Annotated in this window: 21 protein-coding genes; 15 read left to right on the forward strand and 6 right to left on the reverse strand. The window is 59.5% G+C overall.

All coding sequences use genetic code 11. From position 1 onward, the window contains the following. The first annotated feature begins 473 nt into the window (after nucleotides 1-473). The 5 genes from VLM75_01855 to VLM75_01875 all read left to right on the forward strand — a co-directional run bounded on the left by VLM75_01855 (nucleotide 474) and on the right by VLM75_01875 (nucleotide 7,518). A complete protein-coding gene (locus VLM75_01855; protein ID HSV95657.1) occupies nucleotides 474-1,226 on the forward strand; it encodes a GntR family transcriptional regulator in 753 nt (250 codons plus the stop codon). 13 nt (nucleotides 1,227-1,239) lie between these two features. Continuing rightward, complete coding sequence (locus tag VLM75_01860) at nucleotides 1,240-2,907, forward strand: FAD-binding protein (protein HSV95658.1); 1,668 nt, start codon at nucleotides 1,240-1,242, stop codon at nucleotides 2,905-2,907. An 8-nt stretch (nucleotides 2,908-2,915) separates the two neighbouring features. After that, nucleotides 2,916-4,508: an FAD-dependent oxidoreductase gene (locus VLM75_01865; protein HSV95659.1), complete on the forward strand. Its 1,593-nt coding sequence runs from the start codon at nucleotides 2,916-2,918 to the stop codon at nucleotides 4,506-4,508. Between the two features lie 56 nt (nucleotides 4,509-4,564). After that, nucleotides 4,565-6,259 carry a thiamine pyrophosphate-binding protein gene (locus VLM75_01870; GenBank protein HSV95660.1) on the forward strand — a complete coding sequence of 565 codons (1,695 nt, stop codon included), beginning with the start codon at nucleotides 4,565-4,567 and terminating at the stop codon, nucleotides 6,257-6,259. 83 nt (nucleotides 6,260-6,342) lie between these two features. Next, nucleotides 6,343-7,518: a DUF819 family protein gene (locus VLM75_01875; protein HSV95661.1), complete on the forward strand. Its 1,176-nt coding sequence runs from the start codon at nucleotides 6,343-6,345 to the stop codon at nucleotides 7,516-7,518. A gap of 6 nt (nucleotides 7,519-7,524) precedes the next feature. Here the strand turns inward: VLM75_01875 and VLM75_01880 are convergent, their stop codons facing one another. Then, entirely contained in the window at nucleotides 7,525-9,627 is a 2,103-nt protein-coding gene (locus tag VLM75_01880; protein ID HSV95662.1) for a PAS domain S-box protein, read from the reverse strand. Between the two features lie 334 nt (nucleotides 9,628-9,961). Between VLM75_01880 and VLM75_01885 the strand changes: the two genes are divergently transcribed. The 10 genes from VLM75_01885 to VLM75_01930 all read left to right on the forward strand — a co-directional run bounded on the left by VLM75_01885 (nucleotide 9,962) and on the right by VLM75_01930 (nucleotide 20,621). Beyond that, on the forward strand, nucleotides 9,962-11,425 hold the full coding sequence (locus VLM75_01885; GenBank protein HSV95663.1) for a trimethylamine methyltransferase family protein: 1,464 nt from the start codon (nucleotides 9,962-9,964) through the stop codon (nucleotides 11,423-11,425). Between the two features lies 1 nt (nucleotide 11,426). After that, nucleotides 11,427-12,068 carry a corrinoid protein gene (locus VLM75_01890; GenBank protein ID HSV95664.1) on the forward strand — a complete coding sequence of 214 codons (642 nt, stop codon included), beginning with the start codon at nucleotides 11,427-11,429 and terminating at the stop codon, nucleotides 12,066-12,068. A 120-nt stretch (nucleotides 12,069-12,188) separates the two neighbouring features. After that, nucleotides 12,189-13,541, forward strand: coding sequence for an MFS transporter (locus tag VLM75_01895; GenBank protein HSV95665.1), 1,353 nt, complete (start codon nucleotides 12,189-12,191; stop codon nucleotides 13,539-13,541). 24 nt (nucleotides 13,542-13,565) lie between these two features. Further along, a complete protein-coding gene (locus VLM75_01900) occupies nucleotides 13,566-14,444 on the forward strand; it encodes a homocysteine S-methyltransferase family protein (GenBank protein ID HSV95666.1) in 879 nt (292 codons plus the stop codon). Then, nucleotides 14,428-15,939 carry a PAS domain S-box protein gene (locus VLM75_01905; GenBank protein HSV95667.1) on the forward strand — a complete coding sequence of 504 codons (1,512 nt, stop codon included), beginning with the start codon at nucleotides 14,428-14,430 and terminating at the stop codon, nucleotides 15,937-15,939. Before VLM75_01900 ends, VLM75_01905 begins: the two co-directional genes overlap by 17 nt. 508 nt (nucleotides 15,940-16,447) lie before the next feature. Continuing rightward, complete coding sequence (locus VLM75_01910) at nucleotides 16,448-16,975, forward strand: hypothetical protein (protein HSV95668.1); 528 nt, start codon at nucleotides 16,448-16,450, stop codon at nucleotides 16,973-16,975. An 11-nt stretch (nucleotides 16,976-16,986) separates the two neighbouring features. Then, on the forward strand, nucleotides 16,987-17,793 hold the full coding sequence (locus tag VLM75_01915; protein ID HSV95669.1) for an alpha/beta fold hydrolase: 807 nt from the start codon (nucleotides 16,987-16,989) through the stop codon (nucleotides 17,791-17,793). Nucleotides 17,794-17,972: 179 nt separating this feature from the next. Further along, nucleotides 17,973-18,668, forward strand: a complete 696-nt coding sequence (locus VLM75_01920) for an ABC transporter permease (protein HSV95670.1) — start codon at nucleotides 17,973-17,975, stop codon at nucleotides 18,666-18,668. Next, complete coding sequence (locus tag VLM75_01925) at nucleotides 18,665-19,762, forward strand: ABC transporter ATP-binding protein (protein ID HSV95671.1); 1,098 nt, start codon at nucleotides 18,665-18,667, stop codon at nucleotides 19,760-19,762. Before VLM75_01920 ends, VLM75_01925 begins: the two co-directional genes overlap by 4 nt. A gap of 4 nt (nucleotides 19,763-19,766) precedes the next feature. Further along, entirely contained in the window at nucleotides 19,767-20,621 is an 855-nt protein-coding gene (locus VLM75_01930) for a PHP domain-containing protein (GenBank protein ID HSV95672.1), read from the forward strand. Between the two features lie 80 nt (nucleotides 20,622-20,701). Here VLM75_01930 and argC read toward each other — a convergent pair whose 3' ends face one another. The 5 genes from argC to VLM75_01955 all read right to left on the reverse strand — a co-directional run bounded on the left by argC (nucleotide 20,702) and on the right by VLM75_01955 (nucleotide 26,122). Then, the gene (gene argC / locus VLM75_01935) at nucleotides 20,702-21,748 is read right to left on the reverse strand and encodes an N-acetyl-gamma-glutamyl-phosphate reductase (protein HSV95673.1); all 1,047 of its coding nucleotides are present in this window, start codon (nucleotides 21,746-21,748) and stop codon (nucleotides 20,702-20,704) included. A gap of 134 nt (nucleotides 21,749-21,882) precedes the next feature. Continuing rightward, nucleotides 21,883-22,293 (reverse strand): hypothetical protein, encoded by a 411-nt coding sequence (locus tag VLM75_01940; protein ID HSV95674.1) that lies wholly within the window; start codon nucleotides 22,291-22,293, stop codon nucleotides 21,883-21,885. Nucleotides 22,294-22,363: 70 nt separating this feature from the next. Next, nucleotides 22,364-24,043: a hypothetical protein gene (locus tag VLM75_01945; protein ID HSV95675.1), complete on the reverse strand. Its 1,680-nt coding sequence runs from the start codon at nucleotides 24,041-24,043 to the stop codon at nucleotides 22,364-22,366. Continuing rightward, entirely contained in the window at nucleotides 24,033-25,547 is a 1,515-nt protein-coding gene (locus VLM75_01950) for a DUF1302 family protein (protein HSV95676.1), read from the reverse strand. The genes VLM75_01945 and VLM75_01950 overlap by 11 nt, the downstream gene beginning before the upstream one ends. Next, nucleotides 25,544-26,122: a TetR/AcrR family transcriptional regulator gene (locus tag VLM75_01955; protein HSV95677.1), complete on the reverse strand. Its 579-nt coding sequence runs from the start codon at nucleotides 26,120-26,122 to the stop codon at nucleotides 25,544-25,546. The genes VLM75_01950 and VLM75_01955 overlap by 4 nt, the downstream gene beginning before the upstream one ends. Between the last annotated feature and the right edge of the window lie 199 nt (nucleotides 26,123-26,321).

Consider the following 26,321-nt stretch of genomic DNA (forward strand, 5'->3'; position numbering starts at 1 on the left):
TAGGGTGTGACAAGTGCTGTTTGTCGACGAAAAGCATTCAGATTCAGGTAAAAATGCACTTGTAGGTTTTAAAAGATCTAACGCAACGAATTTCAGAAAATATTTTGAGCAGTATACCCTGGTTTTTCAGGAAACTGCTAAGGCATACATGCCAAAACAGGCACAGGGGTGCCGGGGGGTGTGAATTAAATTTCGGGGAATAGTCTGTCATTGCGAGTCCCGGCCTTATCGGGGCGTGGCAATCTCTTTTACTACAAAGCTTTTTTGATAAACCTCCTGCCTTTTGAGATCGCCGCGTCGCTGCGCTCCTTGCGATGACAGTTTTCACCCCGAAAATTAATTCACTCCCTGCCGGGGAATATTCCTCGCACGATATTTTCCTTGACAAAAATAAAGTTATATATATGTGTACTCGTGTATATGACTTACAATGAAAGTATAATGCATGAGGGCTCGAGCCCGGGAAAACCGCCATGACGAAACTCGCGTATTTAACGCCAATCGACGGGCCGCCAGTGCCCGCTTACTACCGGCTTCAGGAAGCCCTGCGCAAAAAGATCGAGGAGATGCAGTGGCGTCCGGGCGAGATGATTCCATCCGAGCGGCTGATCGCCCAGGAGTACGGCCTGAGCGTCGGCACGGTGAAAAAGGCCCTGGGCAACCTCGTCTACGAGGGCTACCTGTTCAGGATACAGGGGAAGGGGACCTTCGTGTCGGGGACAACGCTTCGTCGCGGCAGCCTGCGGTATTACCGCATGATGGAATCGTTCGCGGGCGAGGAGGCCGATCTGAGCGTATCGCTTCTCGGAATTTCTCGGATCGACGGGTTCGAGCCGGCGTGTTCGCTCCTCGGCCTTACCGTAAAAAAGCGCCTCTTCGTGTTGCGAAGGCTCTTTCTCTCCGGCGACATCCCTATGGTGTACAGTGTGTCATATATGCCCGAGTCGCTTTTAAAGGGACTGGACGCCTTCCCGGCGGCGCTCTTCGAGAAGGGAACGCTGTACGAGGCGATAGAGAAGCATTACGGACTGCCCTGCATCTACAACCGCGAGCTGCTTGCGGCCGCGCAGGCGACAGGGGATGTCGCGGAAGTATTGAAGCTGGAGCCGAAGGTTCCGCTTATCTCGATAGAAATGATCGCATACACCTACAGGGACATGCCCTATGAGTATCGCCTTAGCTGGTGCGCGACGAACCGGCGGCGCATTTACCGCGAGATAGACTGAAGGGGCATTCCGAATGGGCGCATCGGCGAATACTCCATATCCGGTCATGCACTGCGACGTGCTCGTTATCGGTGGCGGTAGCGCGGGCGCGATGGCGGCCATCCGCGCCAGGGAGCTCGATCCCTCGTGCAAGGTCGTGGTGCTCGAGAAGGGCGACATGAAGTATTCGGGCTGCATCGCCCGGGGAATGGACGCGCTGAACATCGTGGCCGTTCCCGGCGTTTCCACACCCGAGCTCTATGTCGAGGCAAACCGTATGGCCTGCGAAGGCATCATGGACGAACCGCCGAATTACGAGATGGCACGGCGCAGCTGGGACCTCATGAAAAAGCTCGAGGCCTGGGGCGTGTGCTTTCCCGTTGACGACAACGGCGCCTACGAAGTGCTCCAGGTGCATCCGAAGGGGCGCTTCTGTGTGACGATGAAGGAGCCCGAGCTTAAAACGATGCTCGCGGCGCGGGCGAAGACGCTGGGAGTGCGTGTCGTGAACCGCTCGATGGCGGTGGAGTTGATTGTCGAAGATGGACGCGTTACCGGCGCGGTGGCCATGAACGTGCGGACCGGCGAGATATTCGTCGTCTCCGCCGGCGCGGTAATTCTCTGCGCGGGGGGTACGGCGCGTTTCGGGCTTCCGAACAACGGCTACCTTTACGGCGTGTACGATTATCCCGGAAATACCGGGGATGGTTACTGTCTCGCGTACCGCTCGGGCGCGGAGCTCGGCGGTTTCGAATACACACTTATTTATTATATAGTAAAGGACATCAACGCGCCGCTTCTCTACATCACCCTCACCAGGGGCGCGAAGCTCCTGAACGCCTTTGGCTTCGACAAAAGCAGTGAGCACCCATCGATCAAATCGATGCTGGTGGACCACCATCGCGAGGGGAGCGGCCCCATGCGGATCGTCATGAGCCACCTTCCGGAGGAGCGCATCCGCGGCATAGAGGAGATCCTTTTTACGACCGAGCGCCCGGTGCAGGAGCGTTTTTACCGGGGCAGGGGCGTGGATTTCCGCACGGGCGAGATCGAGCTGTGGCCGACCGAATGCTTTCTCTGCGGCGGGCACGGGCTGACGGGCGTTCGGGTGAACGAGCGCGCCGAGACCTCCGTGCCCGGTCTTTACGCCGCGGGCGACACCTCGCTTGTCGCGCGTGGGCATTTAAGCGGCGCCTTCGTCTTCGGGGAGATCGCCGCGGAGAACGCGCTGGAATTCGCCCGAAAGACCGGCAGGGGAACGCCCGATTTCTCCACGGCCGAGAGGGTGAACACGCACCGCGCACGACGCCTCTCGCAGTCCGCGAACAAAATTCCGATCGAGGAATTCGAGTACAAGGTGCGCCGCATCATCAACGATTACATCGTGCCGCCCAAGAACGAATACAAGCTTGACCGGGCCCTCTGGTGGATGGACCGCTTCCGCGCGGAGCTTTCCGACGTCGTACGCGTGAGCACGGTCCACGACCTCTTCAAGTCGTTCGAGATAGAGAACATCATTCAATGCGCCGCCATGAGCGCGCACGCGTCGAAGGCGCGAAAGGAGAGCCGCTGGGGCATGTGGCATTTCCGCACGGATTTTCCCGAGCGAAACGACGATGACTGGATGAAGCACATCGTCCTTTGCATGGGCGATGCCCCCGAGGACGTGAGGGTCGTCGAAAAGAATATAATCCGGATGTGATGACAGGCATGAAACACGGGATGGCCGGTAATCTGCTCGAGGCGCTCAGCGACAACATCGTGGTCGATCGCGACAAATGCATGGGATGCGGCGTATGCGTCGAGCGATGTCCGATGGACAATCTGCGGCTTAAAAGCGCGCCGTGCACGGCGGCCTGTCCGCTCGGTGTGAACGCGCAGGGCTATGTGCGGCTCATCGCGCTCGGCGATGAGGAAGAAGCGTACCGGATATTAAAAGAGACGCTTCCTTTCCCGGGAATTCTGGGCAGGATCTGTTCGAGGCCGTGCGAAATGGCCTGCGCGCATAATGAACATGCAAGCCCCCGGATCGCCATCAGGGCGCTCAAGCGTTACCTTGCCGACCGGTTCGCCGATCACGCCGAACCCGCCACGTTTTCGTCTCCATCCGGTAAGAGCGTGGCGATAATCGGTTCGGGACCGGCGGGACTGATGGCGGCGCACGACCTTCGACTGCACGGTCACGAGGTGGTCGTGCTCGAGGCCGAAAGCGCCCCCGGCGGCATGCTCCGCTGGGCGATCCCCGTGTTCAGACTGCCGCGCGAGGTGCTCGAAAAAGAAATCTCCCGGTTGACTGAAATGGGAGTGCGGTTCGGACTCGGCGAACGGATCGACGCGGAGGGACGCACGCGACTGCTCGATGAATTCGACGCGGTGCTCGTCGCGTCCGGAGGCGGGCCTATTCGCCGTCTCGGGGTCCCCGGGGAGGGCCTCTCCGGCGTCCGCCATGCGCTTTCATTTTTACGTGCGGCTCGTACGGGATCGCTTCCCGGCGTCGGCGAAAGGGCGGTCGTGATCGGGGGCGGGAACGCCGCCCTCGACGCCGCGCAGACGGCGCTGCGCTGTGGTGCGAAGGAGGTCTCGATCGTATGCCTGGAGGCCCGCTGCGAAATGCCGGCGTTTCCGTGGGCGCTCGACGAAGCGCTCTCCGAAGGGGTCCGGCTTGTGGACGCGTGGGGGCCGATACGTTTTATCGGAGAGGAAGGAAAGCTGACCGGCATAGTGCTTCAGCGCTGTACGGGGCTATTCGACGATACCGGCGACTTCTCGCCGCGCATGGATGCCTGCCAGACGATGACCTTCGAGGCGGACACGGTGATAATCGCCGCGGGACAGGAAATGAATGATATGAACATTGGCGGCGGGGTCGATCCGCTGACGCTCCAGGTGAACGGCTCGTCCCTGTTTATAGCGGGAGACGCGGCGACCGGCCCGTCCTCGGTGGTGCATGCTATGGCGTCGGGCCGCCGGGCCGCGGAGTCGATCCATCGCCTGCTTGCCGGGGAACCGCTGGGCCTCGGGCGCACGGTGCCCACGGACGAAGGTGTCGACGCTCCGGTGCGCCCGCCCACCCGGATCGATACCAATGCAAGGCGCCCCCGGATGCGTTCGTTTAAGGGGAAGGGTGATTGCGGTGAGGTCGAATCGGCTTTCGACGCGGACATGGCGCGCGCCGAGGCGTCGCGCTGCCTTTCGTGCGGCGTGGCGTTCGGGAGATACCGCACCTGCTGGTTCTGCCTTCCCTGCGAGATCGAGTGTCCGCAAAAGGCGATCAATGTGGAGATACCGTATCTGCTGCGCTGAAATATGGTACGCGCATTGATGCTCTATCGTATGATTCAGTCTAAAAGGAGACGGTCATGGTACAGCCAATAATCGAAGCGGCGGTCGACACCCTCATCGACAGCGGAGTGGAATATACCTTCGGCGTGCCCGGCGGCGGCGCGCTTTTCCTGTACGGTCCGCTGTATGAAAAACGGGACCGGATCACCAGCATCCTCGCGCGCCAGGAGGGGGCGGCGGCCTGCATGGCCGACGCGTACGGCCGGATTACGGGCAAACCCGCGGCGCTGATCGCGCAGGGGGCCTGGGCGGGCTCGAACGCGGCTTTCGGCATACTCGAGGCATACATGGCCGGTTCGCCGATGGTCATCATCGCCGACACCAGCGATTACGGCGGCCTTGCGCAATACGGGCCCTGGCAGAACGGGACCGGGGAATACGGGGGATTCGATCTTCCGGCCATGATGCGCTCCATGACAAAGTATACGACCGTGGCAACTACCCCCGACGAGCTTCTGCACGGAATCCAGCTTGCCGCGCGCCATTCGGTCACCGGAAGGCCCGGCCCGGCCTGTGTGCTCGCGCGCATGAACCTGTTCGGCATGAGCGTGGACATGGAAAAAACGACACCGCGCCTGTATCCGGCCTCGCTGCGGGCCCGTGCGGGCGCACCGTGCCTCGGTGAAGAGGACGCGCACCGTATCGCGGCGATGCTTGCCGGGGCCGCGTGCCCGGTCATGATAGTGGGGCGGGGTGTGCACTCCTCGAAGGCATACGATGAGGTGCGCGCCATCGCACAGTTGCTTGCCATGCCGGTCGCGACGAGCTACATGGGAAAGAGCGCGATCGCCGAAACGCACGATCTGGCCCTGGGCACCATGGGAGGGATAGGCCAGGCCGCGGCCAACGAGTATATCTCGAAGGCCGATTGCATCCTTGCCGTGGGAACCGGCCTCTCGCCGGAGAACACGCGCATGCTCGCGCAGGGCTTCATCGACCCCGAAAGACAAAAATTAATCCATATTGATATAGAAGCGCTGAACGCGGGCTGGACGTATCCCGTGGCGATCGCCGCGGCCTCGGACGCGAAGACCGGGCTTGCCAGGATTACCGGTGTTTTACGAAGCATGGAGCCCTCGTTCGACCGGAGCGCGCGGCTTGCGGCCATCGGCGAGGCGAAAAAGCGCACCTGCTTCTTCGCCTGCGACGCGTACTGCTCGGACGCCGCGCCCATAGCGCCGGAGCGCGTGGTGAAGGAACTCAACGACGCAGCCGACGAAAATACCGTCATCTGTCTCGATGCCGGCAATAACCGGCAGTGGTTCGCCAGGCACTTCATGTCGAAGGCGCCGGGGCAGGTCCAAGCGCCGGGCGGCGCCGGGGGTGTGGGCTGGGCCCCGCCGGCCGCGCTCGCGGTGCAGATGCTCCTGTGCGATAAAAAGGTCGTAGGGGTGTGCGGCGATGGCGGCATGGTCATGATGCTGCACTGTCTCGAGACCGCCGCGCAGTACCGCCTTCCGGTCACCTACGTGGTGCTGAACAACTCCGTGCTCGGCAACATCCGCGATTTCCAGGGCCAGGAATGCCGCTTCTGCACCGAATACCAGACGCCGGACCTCGCCGCGCACGCCCGGGCCTCCGGGCTTCGCGCCTTCAAGGTGACCGATCCCGCAAAGATCTCCGGGGCGCTTCGCGAGGCGCTGGATTGCGGTGAACCTTCGTTGGTCGATATTATCACCGCGCCCGAGGCCCATTTCAAACTGATGTGCTGACAGGATCAGCCCCCGGGCGATCGTCTCATGCCGGTTTTTACCGCGAAGCCCGGATACGTAAATACACGGCAAGGAGAGGAAGCATGAAACTCGTGATACTTTCGCTGTTCCTGCTTGTATGTCCCGCCCTGATTATCCATCTGTGCCGGAGGTGGTCCGCGCTCGAAAAGCTCGGCCCGGCTCTTTTATGCTACGGTCTGGGAATGCTCATCGCAAATATAGGGGTGCTTCCGGAGGGCTCGGGACCGGTCCAGACCATGTTCATGAATATCAGCGTTCCGCTTGCGCTCCCGTTGCTGCTGTTCTCGCTCGATCTCAAACGATGGTCGAAACTCGCCGGACGCGCGTTCCTCTCGTTCGCGCTGGTGGTGGTATCGGTGCTCGTGGCGACCACGTTGTCCTATTTCTTCTATCATGATCGCGTGGAGGAGTCGTGGAAGGTCGCCGGCATGCTCATCGGCGTGTACACGGGAGGCAGCATCAATCTAAACGCCATCGGCCTCGCGCTCAAGGCGAAGGAGCACGTGCTCGTTCTCACCAACACGGCCGACATGCTGGTGTGCACCCCGTATTTCCTATTCATTCTCTCCTACGCGCAGAGGGTGCTGGGTAAAATCCTTCCTCCGTTCCGCTATCCGGAAAAAGGCGGTGAGACCTCGCAGACGGTCGGTGACTGTGCCGGGAGCGGCATTAAGGATTTCAATGATTACTCGGGAATCTTCAGGCCGGCCGTGGCGCTTCCGCTTGCGGGCGCAACGCTCGCGTCGATCGCCATCTTCGGGATATCGTATGCCGTTTACGGTTTCGTACCGGTGGAATTCAACATGGCGGCGCTGATGATCAGCATTACCACGCTCGGGCTGCTCGGTTCGTTTGTTCCGAAGATCAGGGCCATCCCGATGACGTTTCAGTTCGGGCAGTACATCATCATGATTTTCTGTCTCGTCGTCGGCTCCCTGGCGGACCTCGGCCAGGTGGTGATGGGCGCCCCGACGATATTCATATTCACCGCGATCGTGGTGTACGGCTCCATGCTGCTGCATGTGGTGCTCGCGGCGATTTTCCGCGTGGACGCGGACACCATGATCATCACCTCGGTGGCGGCGGTATTCTCGCCGCCCTTCGTGCCGGTGGTGGCCGCCGCTTTGAAAAATAAGGACGTCATCATCTCCGGCATCGCCACCGGCATACTCGGCTGGGTGATCGGCAATTACCTGGGGATATCGTACGCCTATCTGCTCAGGGGGCTGTTCGGCTGAACCCGTCTATTTTTTTCGGCCGGGAGCTTTTTTCCCCGCGTCTTTTTTTCCAGAGTCTTGCCCTGTCTCTCCGGTTGCGGGTGGATCGGGGATTTCACTGATGACGCCGAAGACCCTGTTCGTGGCCCGGTTGTATTCGGCCAGGGAATGGATTGTGAGTATGGCGCCGTCCGTGGCCCGTCGTATTTTAAAAGTCACATCGTATTTTTCGTTGCGATTGACCAGGCCGGCGAGTGCGTCGTCGAGCATGGCACGATATTCCGGAAGCGGGAGAATCTGAATGTCGGCGATCGTCAGCTTGCCGTCCCCAAATCCGTAGATACGCCGGGACGCGGGGGATACGGTGGCGGACCCCTGCGTCAGGTCGAGTTCCCAGTAGCCGAGCCCCGCCACGCGTAAAGCCCGTTCCAACAGGCGCTGATTATCTTTTAACTCATCCTGCGCTCTTCGTATGTCGGTTATATCGGTGAAGGTTGCGAACACACGGTAAGGCCGATGTTCGCCTTCCGTAAACTGGGGAACCGCGTTCACCGAGATCCACCGGTGAGTTTCTTCGATGGAGTGGTGAAAACCCATTATAAAATTTTCGACCGGTTCCCCGGTTCGCATCGCCTCCCTGTCGGGGTACTCCTCTCCGCGAAGGCCGGTGCCGTCCTCGCGGATGGCCCGCCGCCGCAGATCAATGGAAGTAAAACTCATCAACTGGTCCATGCTGAGTCCCAACAGGCGCGCGGCGGCGGGATTCGCGTCGATTATCGCGCCCGACGCGTCGTGATAAATGACACCCTGGGCCATGGTTTCGAAGAGCAGACGGAATTTTTTCTCCGATTCGCGCAGCTTGCTTTCGAACAACTTTCTTTCCGTAACGTCATTGAACAGCACGGCAAACTGCCCTTTTTCCGGACTGAAGGCGGTCACCTCGAAATGCCGTCTGACCCCGCCGTGATAGTTTTCGAAGCTGACGGGCTCCATGGTAAGCGCGACGGCGCCGTAGCGGTCGATCCATTCGCGCTCCGTTCCCGGAAGGACCTCGAGCACGGATTTGCCGGTGATGTCGGCCGCCCTGAGGCCGGTAAGCCGCTCGAACGCGGGATTGACGCGCAGAAACCGGTAATCCACGGGAACGCCCTTCTCGTCGCAGATGATCTCGTGCAGGGCGAAGCCGTTGAGCATCGATTCGAAGAGCATGCGGTAGTCGTTTTCACTGCGGGAGAGGGTTTCGAGCGTTTTATGAAGCTCTTCGTTGACCACCTCGAACTCTTCATTCGCGGCTTCAAGCTCCTCCATCGCCGCCTGGAGTTCCTCGTTAGCGGCGGTCAGTTCCTGGTTGGCGCGCAGCAGGGCCTCTTCGGCCTTTTTACTCTCGGTGATGTCTTCGCCGATACTGCTCGTCGCGTACGGCGAGCCGTTCATAGCGTAAAGAGCGGTGTTGTTCCACCGGACCAGCCGCGATTCGCCGGATTTAGTCAGCAGCGTCCCCTCATAATGCAAAGGAACCTTGTCGAGCTCGAGCATCTTTTGATGTGCCCGCCTATTTTCGTCGGCTGATTTACCTTGTTCGAAAATGCCGAACCAGTTGCCGCCTATCAATTCATCCTGGGTATAGCCGGTCAGATTGAGCAGGAAATCATTGCAGAAAAGGATTGTACCATTCGCGTCGAGTTGAACCGCGATAAGGCGCGCGTTTGCGAGCGCGTCGCGAAACCGTCGCTCGCTCTCCCGGAGTTTTATTACGGTTCGGTGTTTGACCCGCGCGGATTCGATGTTCGAATACAGGTCGCGCTCGTGTATGGGCTTGTTGAGATAGGCGTACGGCTGGGTGTCGCTCGCCCGGTCGACGGTCGCCTTGTCGGCGTTTGCCGTAATGTAGATGATCGGGATATCGTTGGCCCTGCGTATCGCACGGGCGGCCTCGATACCGTCCATGCTCCCGGCAAGCAGGATATCCATCAGGATGATGTCCGGTTTGAGCGAGGCGGCCTTTTCGACGGCAGCCTCTCCCGTGGCGGCAATGTCCGCGACCTCGTAGCCGAGTTCTTTGAGAATGCCCTTGACGTCAAGGGCGATGATGGTTTCGTCTTCGACAATCAAAACGCGGATCTTTCTCATGTTTCCTCGCCGGGATGATACTATGTAAGGAATATAACGCAATGAGCGATGAATGCAAGCAGAATTACCGGAAAGCCCCGGGGTTTTATGGGGTGAGAATTATAATAAGGGATTAAATTACAACAACTTTTGCCTTTTGAGATCGCTGCGTCGCCGCGCTCCTCGCGATGATGCTCTGTTCAGCCCGGATTTTAATTCACGCCGGTTTTAAATGTCAAATAATGACTTTTGGGTGCCGCCAGTAAATCATTATTGACATTTTACTCGTTTTGTCATTCACTTGATGAAAACATTTTACGCAAACTGCACCCGCTTTGCGCCACGGAGACCGACCATGAAGAGCAGCCGTTTCAAGGTTTTGAGCGACGCCGAAATAAAAACCATACAGCAGCACACCCTCGAGATCCTCGAGACCGTCGGCATCAAGGTCGAGGTGAAGAAGATGCGGCGGATGCTCGCCGACCTCGGCTGCAGGGTGGATGAGGCGAAAAAAATCGTGTATTACAAGCCCTCGGTCGTCGAATCGCTTCTGAAAAAAGCCCCGCGCGAATATATCCTCTGCGGCGCCGATTCGAGTAAACAATGGCCGATCAATCCGGATACCCGGGTCTTCGGCGGTCTGGGAACGGCCATCAACTTTTATGATCTTGAGACGGGCGACTACCGCCCCACCACCCTGAAAGACCAGACCGACCATATCATCCTGTTCGATGGGCTCGACAATATCGTCTCCAACCAGATGGATATCTGGCCCAACGATATCCCCATGCAGTGCATCCACGTGGAGGCCATCCGCTCGTGGGCGAAGCATTGCACCAAGTCCTTTGGAATGGGCGCGTACGGCGTCCTCGCGACGAAAGACATGATGGAGATGACCTCGATCGTGATGGGCGGAAAGGACAACATCAGGGACCGCCACCCGTTCATCACCATCGTGAGCATCCAGAGCCCGCTCTCCACGGCGCAGATACAACTCGAGGGCCTCATGATTCTCGCCGAATGGGGCCAACCGGCCCTGGTGTCGCCCGAGGCGATGGCGGGTACCACCGCACCGGTAACGCTCGCGGGGCTTCTTCTTCAGCAGAACGCCGAGGTGGTCGCGCATATCGTTATGGCGCAGGCGGTAAATCCCGGCACGCCGGTCATGTACGGCACCGTGTCGACGATAGCCGAGATGCGCCGCGGGACGGTGGCGCTGGGCTCGATCGAGACGGGCATGATAAGCGCGGGAGCGGCGCAACTCGCCCATTCCTACGGCATTCCGTGCAGGGCGGTGGCGGGCGCAACCGAATCCAAGACCATTGACATTCAGTGCGGGGTCGAGCGTTTCCAGTCCATGCTGCTCGCCGCGCTCGGCGGGGCGAACTACATCACCTGCGTGGGGACGCTCGAATCGACGACGGCCGGGGCGCACGAGCTCGCCGTAATAGACAACGAGCTTATCGGGATGGTCGAGCGCGCCATCCGCGGGGTGGAGGTGAGCGACATCTCGCTCGCCGTGGACGTACTGCGGCGCGTCGGTCCGGACGGCAACTATCTGATGGAGGAGCACACCCAGCGCCATTTCCGCGGCGAGCACTTCATCCCGAAACTTGCCGACCGAGACAAGCGGGACATCTGGGAAAAGGCGGGCAAAAAAGAGATGCTCGAGCGCTCGCGCGACGAGGCGAAGAAGATACTGTCGAAGCACAGAGAGCGCGAGCTCGATCCGGGGGTAGCGAAAGCGCTGGACGATTACGTGGCGATGGTCGCCGGGCGCGGCCTTGACGAATTCCTTGCGGCTGAATGGGAGGCCTGACATGTCCGCTGAACTACTGAATGAACTGCGAACGGCAATAGTGGAGATGCGTTTCGACGACACCGAGGGCCTGGCCAGGCGTGCGCTCGAGGCGGGAGTAAAGGCGGTTGACGTGCTTAACGGCGCCTGTCTTCCGGCGCTCGACGAGGTGGGCGTCCTTTTCCGTGAAGGGGACTACTTCCTGCCCGACGTGCTCATGTCGGTGAGGGCCTATAACAGCGCCTACCGGCTGCTGCTGCCCGGGCTGAAGGAGGGCGCGTACGAATCGCGGGGCAGGGTGATGCTCGGCACCGTGGAGGGAGACATCCACGAGATCGGCAAGAACATCCTCCATGCCTTACTTCAGGGTAACGGTTTCGACGTGGTGGACCTGGGGGTCAACGTAAGCCCGGCGGTCTTTTTGGAAAAGGCGAAGGAGCACAAACCCGACATAATCGGCATGTCGGCGCTCCTCACCACCACGATGCCGGTCATGAAGGAAACGATCGAGCTCTTCGAGAAGGAGGGGTTAAAGGATTCGTTCCGCTTCATCGTCGGCGGCTCGCCGCTCAACCAGCGTTTCTCGGACGAGATCGGCGCCGACGGTTACGGCGAGGACGCCCAGTCGGGCGTGGAGCTCGTGCGGCGGCTGCTCGCCTCCTGATGTCAGTGAACCGTGCATCGGCCCGGCGCGTTCATCATGCGGGATTTTATTCAGTACCCACGGGGCTGCGACTTCCGCGCGGTGCGCGTGGCAGCCATCTTCGACCGGACGGAGGAGTGTATGAATAACGGCGGACCGCTGCGGCAGCCTGCGGGCAAACCTCTCACCATGGGCGAAATCATACTCTATAATCTGGCGGGCCTCACGTTCAACCTGTTCGATACCGTCCTCTACGCGTGGCTGCCGTATTTCTACATTCCGCCGGCGGGGTCGAACCACACGCAGTACATTCCGCTCGCGGCGCTCGGCATTATCCTTGCCGGGGGGCGCATACTCGACGCGGTCACCGACCCGCTTATGGGCTACCTCAGCGACCACACCCGCTCGCGGTGGGGACGGCGAAAGCCCTACATCTTCATCTCGAATCCCATACTCTTTCTCGCGTTCATACTCGTCTGGACGCCCCCGGTGCAGGGAGAGAGCCTGGCCAACGCGATTTTCCTCGGGGCCGTGCTCTTTTTCTATTATATTTCGTATACGGGGATGCTCATTCCGTGGTTCGCCGTTCTGCCCGAGATGAGCGCGAAGAACGATGAGCGCGTAAAAATCGCCTCGGTCGGGGTGGCAATCGGGGTGCTCGGAGCGCTTATCGGCGGCGGCCTCTCCGGGCCGCTCATGGGCGCGTTCGGCGTGCTCAGGATGGCGGTCATGCTCGGTATCATAGGGCTTGTCGCCGGACAGCTCTCGCTTCTGGGCATACACGAGCGTCACCGGCCGCATCCCTACGAGGAGACCCCGCCGTTTTTCACCGTGATGCGCGAGATGTTCGCCGACCGGCAGGTGCTTTCGTTCGCGGTCATGATCATGTTCGTACAGCTCACCTATCAGCTCATGCTGATGAACGTACCCTATCTGACCACGCTCATCCTGGGGCGAAGCGAGGGGGACGCCTCGATACTCATGGGAGAGGTGATACTCTCGACCGCGGCCTCGGTGCCGCTCTGGTACCGGCTGCTCGGAAAATATCCCAAGCGTTCGCTCTTCAGGGCCATCATCGTATGGATGGCGGCGGGCTTCGGCCTGAGCTTCTTCATCGGAAGGCTGCCGTGGTTTTCGCCGTTCGTGCAGGCGATGATCGTTTTTCCGCTTGTTGCGATTCCGATCGGCGGAATGTTCATAACGGTGCTCGGCCTAATCGCCGACATAACCGACTACGACGAGCTGAAATCAGGGCGCAGACGAGAGGCGATGTATTACGGCATTTACGGTATCGTGCGGAAAACGGGCTGGGCGCTGTGCTCGCTCATCCTGGTGGGGGTCTATTCGGCGTTCGGGTACAGTACCGAAAATCCAACCGGCGTGCGCGTGGTCTGGCTGGTCTGCGGACTTTCATGTCTCGTGGGGCTTGTCGCCTTCATGCCATTTCGCCTGGGCGACAGTAAAGACGAAACGAAAGCGATTATGGGGCTGTAATATACGGGAAAGCGAGGAAACGCCATGCACGCGCTGATAGAGTCGTTGTTGAAAGAATCCCCGGTCGTCACCGACGGTTCGTGGGGCACACAGCTTCAGAAGAGTGGGCTCGCGCGCGGCGAATGTCCGGACACATGGAACTTGTCAAATCCCGACAGGGTGCGGGAGGTGGCGGCACTGTATGTAAATGCCGGCAGCCGGATAATCCTCACCAATACCTTCGGCGCGAACCGGTTCGTGCTGGGAAAGTTCGGGATGGCCGAAAAGGCGTCCGAGATAAACGGGGCCGGGGTCAAAATCTCGAAGGAAGCGGCCGCCGGACGCGCCCTTGTATTCGCGTCGATCGGGCCGAGCGGTAAAATGCTCGTGTCGGGCGATGTCACCGAAGCCGCGCTCGCCGAGGCATTCGCGGAGCAGGCGGCGGCGCTCGCTGAAGCCGGGGCGGACGGACTGGTGGTCGAGACGATGATGGATATCAACGAGGCCGTAATCGCCGTACGCGCGGCGAAGACCACCGGCTTGCCGGTAATCGCCAGCATGGTCTATGATTCGGGTAAGTCCAAAGACCGCACCATGATGGGGAACACCACGGAACAGTGCGCCGAGGCGCTTGCCGCCGCGGGCGCCGAAGGCATCGGCGCCAACTGCGGACAGGGCATAGAGGGATTCGTCCCCATTTGTAAAAAGCTCTACGCCGCGACGGGCCTCCCGCTCTGGATGAAGCCGAACGCCGGACTTCCGGAGATGGTGAACGGGGAAGTAGTGTACCGGACGGGCGCGGAAGAGTTCGCGCGGCATGTGCCGGCGCTCGTTGAAAACGGCGCCCGCTTTATCGGTGGGTGCTGCGGCACCGGCGTGGAATTCATAATGGAGATCAGGCACGCGGTTGAAGGAAAAAAGTAGGTTCGACGAAAGCGGTGAGCGCTATCGTCTCATCTTTCGCAACGCTCCGCTTGGAATCGTTCATTTCGATGACGCCGGCGTTGTAACCGATTGCAACGACGTATTTGTGAATATCATCGGCTCGTCACGAAACGCGCTGGTCGGGCTAAATATGCTCGGCCTTCCCGATGAACGGATCGTCGCTGTGGTGAAAAAGGTCCTTGTCGGAGAGATGGGCCTTTTCGAGGGCGATTACCACTCGGTGACCGGCGGCAAGACAAGCACGGTCCGCCTTATCTTTTCGCCGATAAAGGACCCGGACGGACGGCTGACAGGCGGATTCGGTATCGTGGAAGACATCACGGAACGGGTGCGCGCGCGCGAGGCCCTCGAAGTTCAAAACGCTCAGTTTGAACGGGCCAACGAGAAGTTGCAGATCACGCTGGAAGAGCTGGAGCGAATGAACGAGGAGCTCATACTCGCCCAGGACGAGCTGATCAGGGCCAACGAGGGGCTGTATGAAAACGAACAGAAATACCGCGCGCTGTTCGAGAATTCGCCGGACGCGATATTTTTTATGGACGAGCGGTTCATCGACTGCAACAACCAGGCATGCCGAATTTTCGCCGTTTCCCGCGATGAGCTTATCGGGAGATTTCCATACGAATTCTCGCCGGAGTTGCAGCCCGACGGGCGCCTGTCCCGTGACGCCGTCGAGGAATACGTCGAGGCGGCGCTTTCCGGAACGCCCCTGAGTTTTCAGTGGCGGCATGTGCGCGGCGACGGAATGCAGATCGACACCGAGGTCTCGCTCGCCCGGATGCTAATTCGGGGGGAAAAACGGCTGACCGCAACGGTACGGGACGTCACCGGGAACGTCGAGGCGAAACGACGTATTGAAAAATCGCTCGCCGAAAAGGAGATTCTCCTTAAAGAGGTACACCACCGGGTAAAAAACAATCTGCAGGTGATCTCGAGCCTGCTGAGCCTGCAGTCCCGGTTTGTTCGCGACCCCGTTGATCTCGCGATTTTCGCCGAAAGCCAGAACCGCGTGCGCAGCATGGCGCTCATCCACGAAAAGCTGTACCAGTCGGGGGACTTCTCCCGTATCGATTTTTCCGGCTATATCGAAAGCATGGTGGCCGAACTGCGCCGGTCATACGGGAATGTTGCCGGGCATGTCGCCTTCAGGATCGACGTGCAAAATGTTCACCTTTCAATCAAGAAGGCGATTCCCTGCGGACTCATCATCACCGAGCTGGTTTCCAATGCAATCAAATACGCTTTTCCGGCCGGCAGCAGTGGTGAGGTCAGGATAGCAATGCACTCGACAGGTCCGTTGACCGTCCTTGTCGTCGCCGACAATGGAGTCGGTTTTCCGCCCGGCCTCGACTGGCGAAAAGCCTCCACGCTTGGACTTCAGCTCGTAATAAGCCTTGCCAACCAAATTGGCGGTGCCGTCGAGTGTGAATTCGAAAACGGCACCTCGTTCCGGATCGAATTCCCGGGAAAATAGCCACGATCCGCCGGCAAAAGCCCCGCCTTCAGCCCGGGGATATCGATTGCGACGGGCATGATCGAGGATATAACCCGGACATAGTATCAAAATGTAATACTTTTCCGGGTCAACCGTGGACGGGAATTCAGCATTGACAATGAAAAAATTTTTTAAAAATTGCCGTTTTCCTTGTTTTCCCCTGAAAGCTTAGTTAAATTCACTTAGAGATGTAGGGTGTAGAAGGTCAGAGAGGGTCGGTAAAGAGTAGATGGATCAACAGAGTGGTCCCCCGCAGGCGAGGGGGGGTGTACCGCGGAGGGCTTATAATCCGGAACCGGAAAGATTATAAGCCCTTCGTCTTTTTTGAAAACAGAAAAAACAGCGGATCATTATTTCCGTCCGAGCGCAGGGTGCGCTCCTTTCCCGGGAGCGTTAAACTGCCCGAAATGACTTGACTGGGCTCATTACACGCCGGTAAACTTACGTGGCCGGCAGAGGCGGATAGGATCCCGGAGACGATCGCGCAATGAAAACGAAGCCATGGTTCCCAATGACGCTTGCAATCCTCGGCGTCGCGGCGTTTTTCTCCTCGTGCACAATCTGGAACGCGCGCCAGTGGGAGGATCTCGACAACAGGTCTTTTCATTTCCAGAAGTTCACCTATTATTTGAAGGGAACCGACCGCCGCACCGCCTTCGAATTCATGCGCGACTTCCCGATCGATGACGTGCTTCGCGTCGTCTCCGGGAAGCATTCGATCGTGATCGACTCGGCCGAATTCAGGGCGTTCATGGAAAATCCCGACAACGAACGACGCCTTAAGGTCTTCGGGATCATCCTGAGCGAGCGATTCTCGTGGGAAGCCGCCGCACGTCATGCCAATACGATAGAGTTCGAATACGCGAACGAGTTCGTGGGCGAGTCGACAGACACACAGCGACGCTATTCACTCATCATCAAGACGGACGGCAAGGTGCGCGCAGTGTACGGCGATACCGTCGAAAAGCGCGAAGACACAGTCGACAGCCTTTCGAGGCTGGTACAACGCAGGTAGGGGGCCGTGTTATGAAGGACGTCCCTGGGGCCGATTATTCCCGTTTCGACCGTCCGGAGATACTGTTGTATCTTTTCCATCCGCGGGCCGAATCCGGTCCAGGGAAGGGAGACGGGAGCTTCGAGGAACTTTCCATTCCCGTCGAGGGTGGGGAGCGTATCGGCGGACGTCTGTACGCCGCGGGCGTTTCGTCCCCGACTCTGTTGTTCTTTCACGGCAACGGCGAGATCGTCGAGGATTACCACGACCTGGGGGCCCTCTATACGCGCCTGGGCCTCAATTTCATGCCCGTGGATTACCGTGGATATGGACGGTCGACGGGGTCTCCAACGGTATCGGCCATGATGCGCGACTGCCATACCGTGTTCAAATACGCGTGCGAACGCCTTGCAGCCGCAGAACAAAGCGGTCCGCTCATCGTCATGGGCCGGTCGCTCGGCACCGCCCCGGCCATCGAGCTCGCCTTTGCTTACCCCGATCGCGTGCGGGGCCTTATCGTCGAAAGTGGTTTCGCACGGGTGATACCCCTTTTGCGATTGCTCGGCATTGACGCGACGCGCTACGGTATCACCGAGGAGGCCGTCTTCGACAACCCCCGCAAGATCGCCGCGTACACGGGGCCGACGCTCATCATTCACGCGGAACACGACCACATCATTCCCTTGGAAGACGGCGTTATGCTCTATTCGATGTGCCGATCGATGAACAAGCGTATGCTCGAAATTAAAAAGGCCGATCACAATTCGGTTTTCCAGTACGGTCTCAAGGACTATATGGAGGCGGTGGCGAGCCTGTCCGCGGACGCCGCGAAGGTATAGCTTCGGTCACGAAAGGCGACGGAGATCCTCCCGCGCGCCTTAATAACATACGGCAAACCGTTTCGTAAAGAAAATGATTGACTGTTGCCCGCCTGCGGAGTGTCATTTGTCTTCATGCGCCAGCGGAGCGTACGGGGCGCTTTCGCCCGGCCCGACAACAACGGAACACTGAATCCTGAATGGACCTTATCGTAAACGGAATCAAGGAGGCCTTCCGCCTCATCGTCACGCTCGATGCCGAGGTGATGAGCGTGACGCTTCTGTCGCTTCAGATATCCGGCAGCGCCACCCTGATCAGCCTGGTCATAGGAGTGAGTGCCGGAACAGCCGTCGCGCTCTCGGAGTTTCCCGGCAAACGACTGGTCGCGAGCGTCATCAACACCGGCATGGGGCTGCCCCCGGTGGTGGTGGGGCTGTTCGTCACGATTTTCATCTGGCGCAGCGGCCCGTTCGGATTTCTCGGCATACTGTACACGCCCGCGGCGATGGTGCTGGCACAGACGATCATCGCCACTCCGATCATAACAGGAATCAGCTTCGCCGCCATCCAGCACCTTCCCGAAAAGCTCAGGCTGCAGATACTCGCCCTCGGGGCGACCCGCACGCAGATGGTTTGGATGCTCATGCGCGAGGCGCGGCTTCCGCTCCTCGCGGCGGTGATGGCCGGTTTCGGCGGCGTGATATCGGAGATCGGCGCGTCGATGATGGTGGGGGGCAATATAAAGGGATACACGCGGGTGCTCACCACCGCCACCGTGATGGAAACCAGCCGGGGCAATTTCGACATCGCCATCGCCCTTGGAATCATACTGCTCATGCTCGCGTTCGCGATCAACTATATTCTCACCTCCATACAGCAGAAGGGCGGGCGATGAAGAGGCATGAATATCCCGTGCTCGAAGTGCGCGATCTGCGCGTCGTGCGCGGCGGCGCCGCCATCCTCGACGTGCCGGGGTTTACCCTCGCGGCCGGAGAGGTCGTCGCGGTGATCGGACCAAACGGCGCGGGGAAGACCACCCTGCTTTCGGCGGTTCTGGGCCTCCAGAAATCCTCCGGGGACGGCATGGTGGCGAGAGGCTCGCTGAGGTTTCCCGGGACGCCGCCCCACGTTTATCGCCGCGGTTTTTCCATGGTGTTCCAGGATCCCCTGCTTTTCAACACCACGGTATATGATAACGTCGCCTCGGGCCTGAGGTTCCGCGGCGCCTCGAGGCGCGATATCGACCGTATCGTCTCGGGGCAGCTCGAACGCTTCGGGATCGCCTCCCTTCGCGGTCGAAAGGCCCGTTCGCTTTCGGGCGGAGAGGCCCGCCGCGTGAGCCTCGCACGCGCCTTCGCGACCGATCCGGAAATCCTTCTGCTTGACGAGCCCTTCGCCTCGCTCGACGCCCCCGCGCGCGAGTCCATCCTCGAAGACCTTGAAAAAGCCCTGGCCGGCTCGCGCACGGCGGCACTGCTCGTCACCCACGACCGCGTAGAGGCGCTTCGTCTCGCCGATTCGATCATTGCGCTCGATAAGGGCAGGATCCTCCAGAGCGGCGCGACAATCGACGTACTGCGACGGCCGGCAAGCGAGTTCGTGGCCTCGTTCGCCGGAACCGAGACCGTGGTGGAGGGCCGTGTCGTGCGAAGCGGCGGCGGGATCGTTGTTGTTTCCGCCTCGGGCGTGGAAATCGAGGCCGCGGGCGAGGCGCACGGGGGGCAGCGGGTGGCGCTCTGCATCAGGCCCGAGAACATCGTCATTGCCACGGTGAATCGCGCCAGGACGAGCGCGCGCAATGCCTTCACCGGGCGCGTCGTGCGCCTGATCCCGATGCCGCATTATCACAAGGTGGTTATCGATTGCGGATTTACCCTTGTGGCATATATCACCCATCATTCGATCGAAGAGATGGGGCTTTGCGAGGGCGGCCGGATTAACGCCTCGTTCAAGGCTACCGCGGTGCACCTGATTAAAAAGGAGCGCTGACTGCATGATCGATCTCCACACCCATACCAGCGCTTCGGACGGCCTGCTTGCGCCCGCACGGCTTGTCGAACTCGCCGTCAGATACGGCGTGCGGGTCCTCTCCGTTACCGATCACGACACCGTGAGCGGGATCGACGAGGCGATAGAGGCCGCGAAAGACCTTCCCCTGCGGCTCATTCCCGGAATCGAGTTCAGCGTCGATTTTCCGCGAGGATCGTTCCATCTGCTCGGGCTGTTTATCGATCATACGAACCGCGAGCTAACGGCCGCGATCAGCCGGCTTAAAAATATACGCGACGCAAGGGGCGAGCTGATAATAGCCGGGCTGAAGGGGGCGGGGATCGATATTCCCCTGCACGAGGTGATTTCCGAGGCGGCCGGCGGGTCGCTCGGCAAGCCGCACTTCGCCCGCGTCATGGTACGCCACGGATACGCGCGGAGCGTTGAGGAGGTCTTCGAGCGGTACCTCGTCAACGGCAGACCGGGGGATGTGCCGAAGGAAAAGATTGCCCCGGCGGAGGCTATAAGGCTGGTCCGCACCGCGGGAGGCCTGCCGATACTGGCGCATCCCTCCTCCCTTGAAACGCCATCGGCCGGGGCATTCGAGGAACTGCTCGATGAACTCGTGTCGATGGGATTGATGGGCATCGAGGCTTATGCCTCCCTGCACTCCGAAGAAGAAGTTCGGCGCCACGAAGCTATCGCGCGGCGCAGGGGACTTTTAGTTTCCGGAGGGAGCGATTTCCACGGCGATCACGATGAACGCATGGGCTGTTACGCGGAGAACGCGCCCATCCCGGAGGGGCTCATCGATGAAATCGACCGCCGGCTCAAGGGTATCTCCGCCGATCGATCTTGAGAAAGGATGGCCGGCCTGACTTGCCGTAAGAGAATCCGCACCCGGAGAGGGTCCGAACCGGACCGGCGGGCCGTTGGATTCTAAGGATAAAACGGCATCGCCGACAGCCCCGCCGTTTCCTCGAAGCCGAGCATTAGGTTGGCGTTTTGCACGGCGTTTCCCGACTGTCCCTTGATTAAATTGTCGATCACCGATGTAATGAAGAGCTTGCCGGTGCGCTCGTCCACCATCGTGCGGATCTCGCAGCGGTTGGAACCGCGAACGTCGGTGGTGTTGGGTGAACTGTCGGTGATGTAGACGAAGGGCTTCCCCTTGTAATATTCGCGGTACATAGCCTGAACGTCGGCCGTTGTGAGGCCTTTGGCGCAGTCCGCGTAAATGGTCGTCAGGATGCCGCGGTTGAGCGGCACGATCTGCGGTACGAAGAAGATGTTGTGCCGGCGGCCACCGCGCGCGTTGAGCACATTCTCCACCTCGACGATGTGCTGATGCCGGCCCTCTCGGTAGGTGTTGACGTTTTCGTAGCGCTGCGGGTAGAAGTTCGACTCGCCGGGATTTTTGCCGGCGCCGGATACGCCGGTCTTCCCGTCGCAGACGATCGATGCGCCCTCGACCAGGCCTTTTTCCACGGCGGGGAGTAGTCCCAGAATCATTGACACCGCGAAACAGCCGGGGTTTCCCACAATCCGGGCTTCTTTTATCTTTTCCGCATTGATTTCCGGCAGTCCGTATACCGCCTCCTGAAGCGTTTTGGCGGCGAGGTGGGCGGTTTCCATCCCCTTGTTCGCCGCGTAGACGGCGTAATCGTTTTCGCTGCCGAACCGGAAGTCCCCGCTGAAGTCGATGACCGGAATTTTGTGTCGGAGGAACTCCTTAATAAGCGTCATCCCCGCCCGGTCTGGTGTGGAAAAAAAAGAGATATCGATGTCGCCGTAATCGATGTTTTCAGGCGTATCAACGAGCATATCGCAGTATCCTTTAAGATGAGGGAACACCCTGCTGACCGGGACACCGGCGTCTTTGCGGGCGATGAGTTGTTTTATCCTGATGCCGGGATGACGAAGGAGAATTTCGATGAGGCCGAGTCCCCCGAAACCAGTTGCTCCCACGATCAGCGCCTTCTTCATTTCAGTTTCTCCATGCGATAATGGACGCCAGCGTAGCGGCGCGGGCATGATTTGTAAATAAGTATCTTTAAGAGATACTGCGCCCGCGCGCTTTCAGCCCGCTGATTACGGCGTCGGGGCCCGGGGCGGCCAGCCTACTTGTAGACGGACCCTATTGAGGCCAGCGCCTTCTGAACAACCGGATTATCGGGATACAGCATAAGGAGGTTGGTCAGCTCCGCGTCACGCTGTTCGGCCGTGCGGGTCAGGTTGTCTACAAGTTTTTTCAATTCCAGGGGAAGGGAGTCGGGATTTTGAAGTTCGGGATACTTTTTTTCAAGCTCCTCGTAACGGGGACCGAGCTTTTTCATTTCCGTCCCAAACGCGGTGAGCGCGTCTGCGGCCTCCTTCGGGGTTTTGGCCTGTTTAACGTTCGCCACAAACCGTCCGCGCACCTCGATTATATCGCACATGACGCTCTTGATGTCCGTGTACTTGCCCGTACCGCAGCCGTTGGGGAGTGCAAGCGCCGTAATGAAAAGTAAACCCGCGATTTTCTGGTACATGCGGCCCTCCATGGTGTATTCTGGATATGTCTATATACGCAGGGAGGACCGTTGTCAAACAGAAATGACGTCAATATCGCTGGCTGGTGAAGCGCACCGACCGGACAAGCTCGATGTGCCCATCGGGGACCGTAAACGTCACGGGAAGGTAGACAAAAAAGGGATTGATCCCTATTCGGGCATGATAATATCCAATATACTCACCGCTGTCGGGCCTGCCGTTTGCAGGATTGTTGTCGAGGATGCCGAACAGGTAGATGTCGCGGAGCTCGAATGGATCGCCCACAATCGTGCTCTCCGTCGCCGGATCGCAGTAGAGCGCGGGGAAGATATTCATGGTGTGTCGAACGGTGAAATCCAGCGGCAGGTTCGCCATTCCCACGATATAGTCCATATCGGTAATCTGCATCCGTAGCAGATTGAAGCCGTTTATATGAACGGCGACCAGTATCGCCCTGTCGCCGTCGCCGTACCCGGGAAGTCCGCCGGGATTCAGCACGAACGACACCGAAGCGTCGTGGTCGAACACCTTACGTTTAAGCGCGAAGCTCCAGCCCCCGCTTTCAGGCTGTATGGTTGTAACCCCCTGTCGAAGGGCAACCGTGTTCCTCAACTCGTCGTTGTTCTGGTAAAAGCCGGCGTAATCGCCCGCCGTGGAGTCGGGAAAACCGGCGGCGTAATCCCGGTCCCAGAGCGCCAGCACCATCACCTCATCGCCCGGGGAAAGGCCCGTTTTTGAAAGGTCGAGGTCGAACGAGCTCTCCCCGCGCGGCAGTTTACGAAAGTATCGGATGGCGGAGAGCGGATCGTCGAAGACGCTGTTGGGATCGTCGGCGCCGGCGATGATGATGAATACCGGGGGCGCGTCTACGCCGTATCCGGCGGGCGGGGTGAGGCTCCCCGCGACGGACATCGCCTTACCCGAAGGCGAGGGAATTTCGAGCCGCTCGACGATGTCGAGCCCCGTGTGCCTTCCGCGCCCGATCGTTACCAGTGTGGGTATGCCCGACGGGTGCGTCGAATAATAGCCGATGCCATCGCCGGCATCGGGAACGCCGTTGCCGTTGCGGTCGAAGAGCGCCAGGAGGTAAACGTTGGAAACGGGCGCATCGAAACCGTACGGGAGTATCTTCATTGTGTATTCGGAGGGGAAGTCGTTCCTTTCGATCCGCCGGTAGCCGATAACGGCATTGAAATCGAGCGAGGAGAAATCAAGCGAATCGATATCACCGGCATACGCTATCAGTACGCAGTCGGAGGGGCCGTTCGCAACGAGCGCGCCGGAGACCGTCGCCTCAAAATCGTAGACACGGCGGTTGATGGTGATGTGTATGCCGTCATTGGCCCCTTCCGAGAGGCGATAGCCCGTGGTGAAGCGGGCGCTGTCTACGTACAGCCCGACGTAATCGCCCCGTGTCGGATAGGGAATACCGACGCGGTAGTCGGAATCGGCGAAGGCTATGATCGCGATCTCGTCGCCCGCCCGGAGGGACGACCGCGAAAGGTCTATATGGAAGCTGCGATCATTCCCGTCGACGTTGATGACCTCCGCGATAGCGGACAGCGGAACGCGCTCGATCTCCGCGAGGTCGGTCGTATTGGAGAGGACGACAAAGAACGGCCCCCCGATGTCCACAGGATCGACCTGCAGGGTCCCCGACAGGGAAAGCCGCGGATCCCCGTCCGCGCCGCATGAGGCGAGGCTAAGCGCCGCGATAAGCAGCACCGGGAATGTCGCCTCAGAGCGCATAGCGCACCCTCGCGGTGATGATGTCGTTGTCGTTGTAAAAGCTGAAGATGGAGCGCTCGGTACCGCTTCTCGCCGAAATTGAAACGTACGCGATCTCTACGCTCAGTCCGTTCAGGAAATCCCATCCCAGCGACGGCCACAGCACCATGGCCCCGGTATGCGCGTCCCACAGAAGGGTGAAGGTCGTTTTCATCCTTCCGCCGAGGAATTCATCCTGAAGGCGTACGGCAAGTACATCGGTGATGAGCGGTGGCATAATGCCGTCGTCGAAATAGCGCGACTGGTTCCACTCGACGGTCAGCACGGTTTCGCCCTCGTGGCCTTCGAGGAGGAGGCCAAGCGGAATGAAATAATTGAAGCCCGCGGAGTAAGACACGAAGTGGCCCGTACGCACCTCGAAGGGGAAGCGTACCTGGGGCGTGTAGACCTGGCCGACGACACCCGCCTTGTCGGGCGAGTAGACCGCCTCCGCCTGCACTACGACCCGGTCGAAATTCAGGGAGAAATCGACGCCGGCCATGGTAACCGAGTGGTATTCGGGGCGTACAAGGATGGTGACCGGCTCGTTCGGGGCGATGAGCGTACGCATGGGCCGGAAGACCGGTTCGCGGTCGGGGCCGCGGTAAACGCTTGCGGCGAAATCGACGCCGGCGACGCTTGCGGCGTAGCGGGCGCCGGCGGCGGCGTTTGCAAAGGTTGCGGGAAGGCCCCCGGGCTCCTCGATGCTGACGGGGAACGGGCCCTCGCGATACCTGATCTCCCAGAAGTTTCCCACAGGGGCGAGCAGCATGGGAATATGCACCGGCACCACCACGACCTCGAGTGTGGCGTCACCGATGAAAAACATGCCGCTGAGCGAGGGGACCCCCGCCTTCAGCTCGTCGTCGGCGCGAAAGAGCGCCTCCCTGAGGTCGAAGGGATTGAAATAGGAGGTGGGATTGAACACATCGGCGGTACCCCATCCGTAAATCTGGTTGCCGGCGCGCAGGCGAATGTTCCCGAAACTCTTGTTTACATAGAGCTCCCTGAAGGAGGCCTCCGCACTCCGGTCCGAGACCGCCAGGTTGCGCCGCACGCGGGCGTTTTCGGCGAATGCGTATTCCGCATCGAGCGAATCGGCCGCAAGGCCGGCGTTTCCGTACACGTTGCCGGTCGCCCTCAGATACAGGTCGTCGGGGCCGTATTTTACATCGAAATTTAATCGAAGTTCGCGCTTCTTCACCGCGTCCGGGGCCTCCTGCTCCGTGATCGCGTGCACGAGCGTTCGGAGTTCGGCGAATCCCTTGAAATCGCAGGGGATGCCCAAAGCCTCTCCCCGGCCGGTTTCGTCAGCGCCGCGCGGGTTTTCTTCCGGAGCCGAATCCGGATTCGATGTAACCGCGAAAAGCTCCAGGGATGTGAGGCCGCACGCGAAGGGCGACGCGAGCACCAGCCCCGTAACGATCAGCGCCGATTTGGCGCGAAACCGCCAGAGAATTTCCGGGTGATACCGGCGGCGTTTCATCGGCGAATACCGGTAAGGATAAATCCGGACAGCATCTTAGCCACCTCCTCGTCGCTGTAGCGATCGATCTTCAGCGACGGCAGTATATGCGAACTGGCGAAAAACGACATGGAGGATATGATGAACAGCTTGATGAAGAACTCGTAATCGAGATCCTTGAGCTTCCCGGTGCGACTCTTGCTTTCGAGCTGGCGGGAGAACCTCTCTTTCCCCGTCCCGATGAAATAGCGCATCATCCTGTCGGTGTGCCTGCCTTCGAACTCGCTCAGGTCGATGAAGATGAGCTTGAAGAGATCGCGGTTGGAATCGACCGATTTTTTTACGGCGAGTATGAGCCGGTCTATATTAAAAGGGAAGTCCTCGGTGATTTCCCGGAAGGTGCCCGATAGGGTTTCGATGAGGGCCTTCGGGTCGAGCAGCTCCTCGAAAAGCTCGTCCTTGTTGCGGAAGTGGTTGTAAATGTTTCCGAGCGACACTCCGGCCTTTTCGGCGATCTGCCGCAGGCCGGTGGCGGAAAAGCCCTGTCGCGAAAACAGTGTCCGCGCGGAATTGACGATCTTTTGTCTGTGTGTCATCCCATCACCCTAAAATGAACAAACGTTCGTTCGTTTACGGTCTAAAACATCACCCGCCGGATGTCAACAAAATTCTGAATTTTTATTGTATCCGAATGAATATCCTTGACAAACCCCAAGGCGCGCCATTGCTATTCATCCTACATGAATTTGTGAAGATTAAACACTATACACCGACTGTTGTTTAAGGCACGTATCG

The organism is Spirochaetota bacterium (genome assembly GCA_035477215.1).
GTDB lineage: Bacteria > Spirochaetota > UBA4802 > UBA4802 > UBA5368 > MVZN01.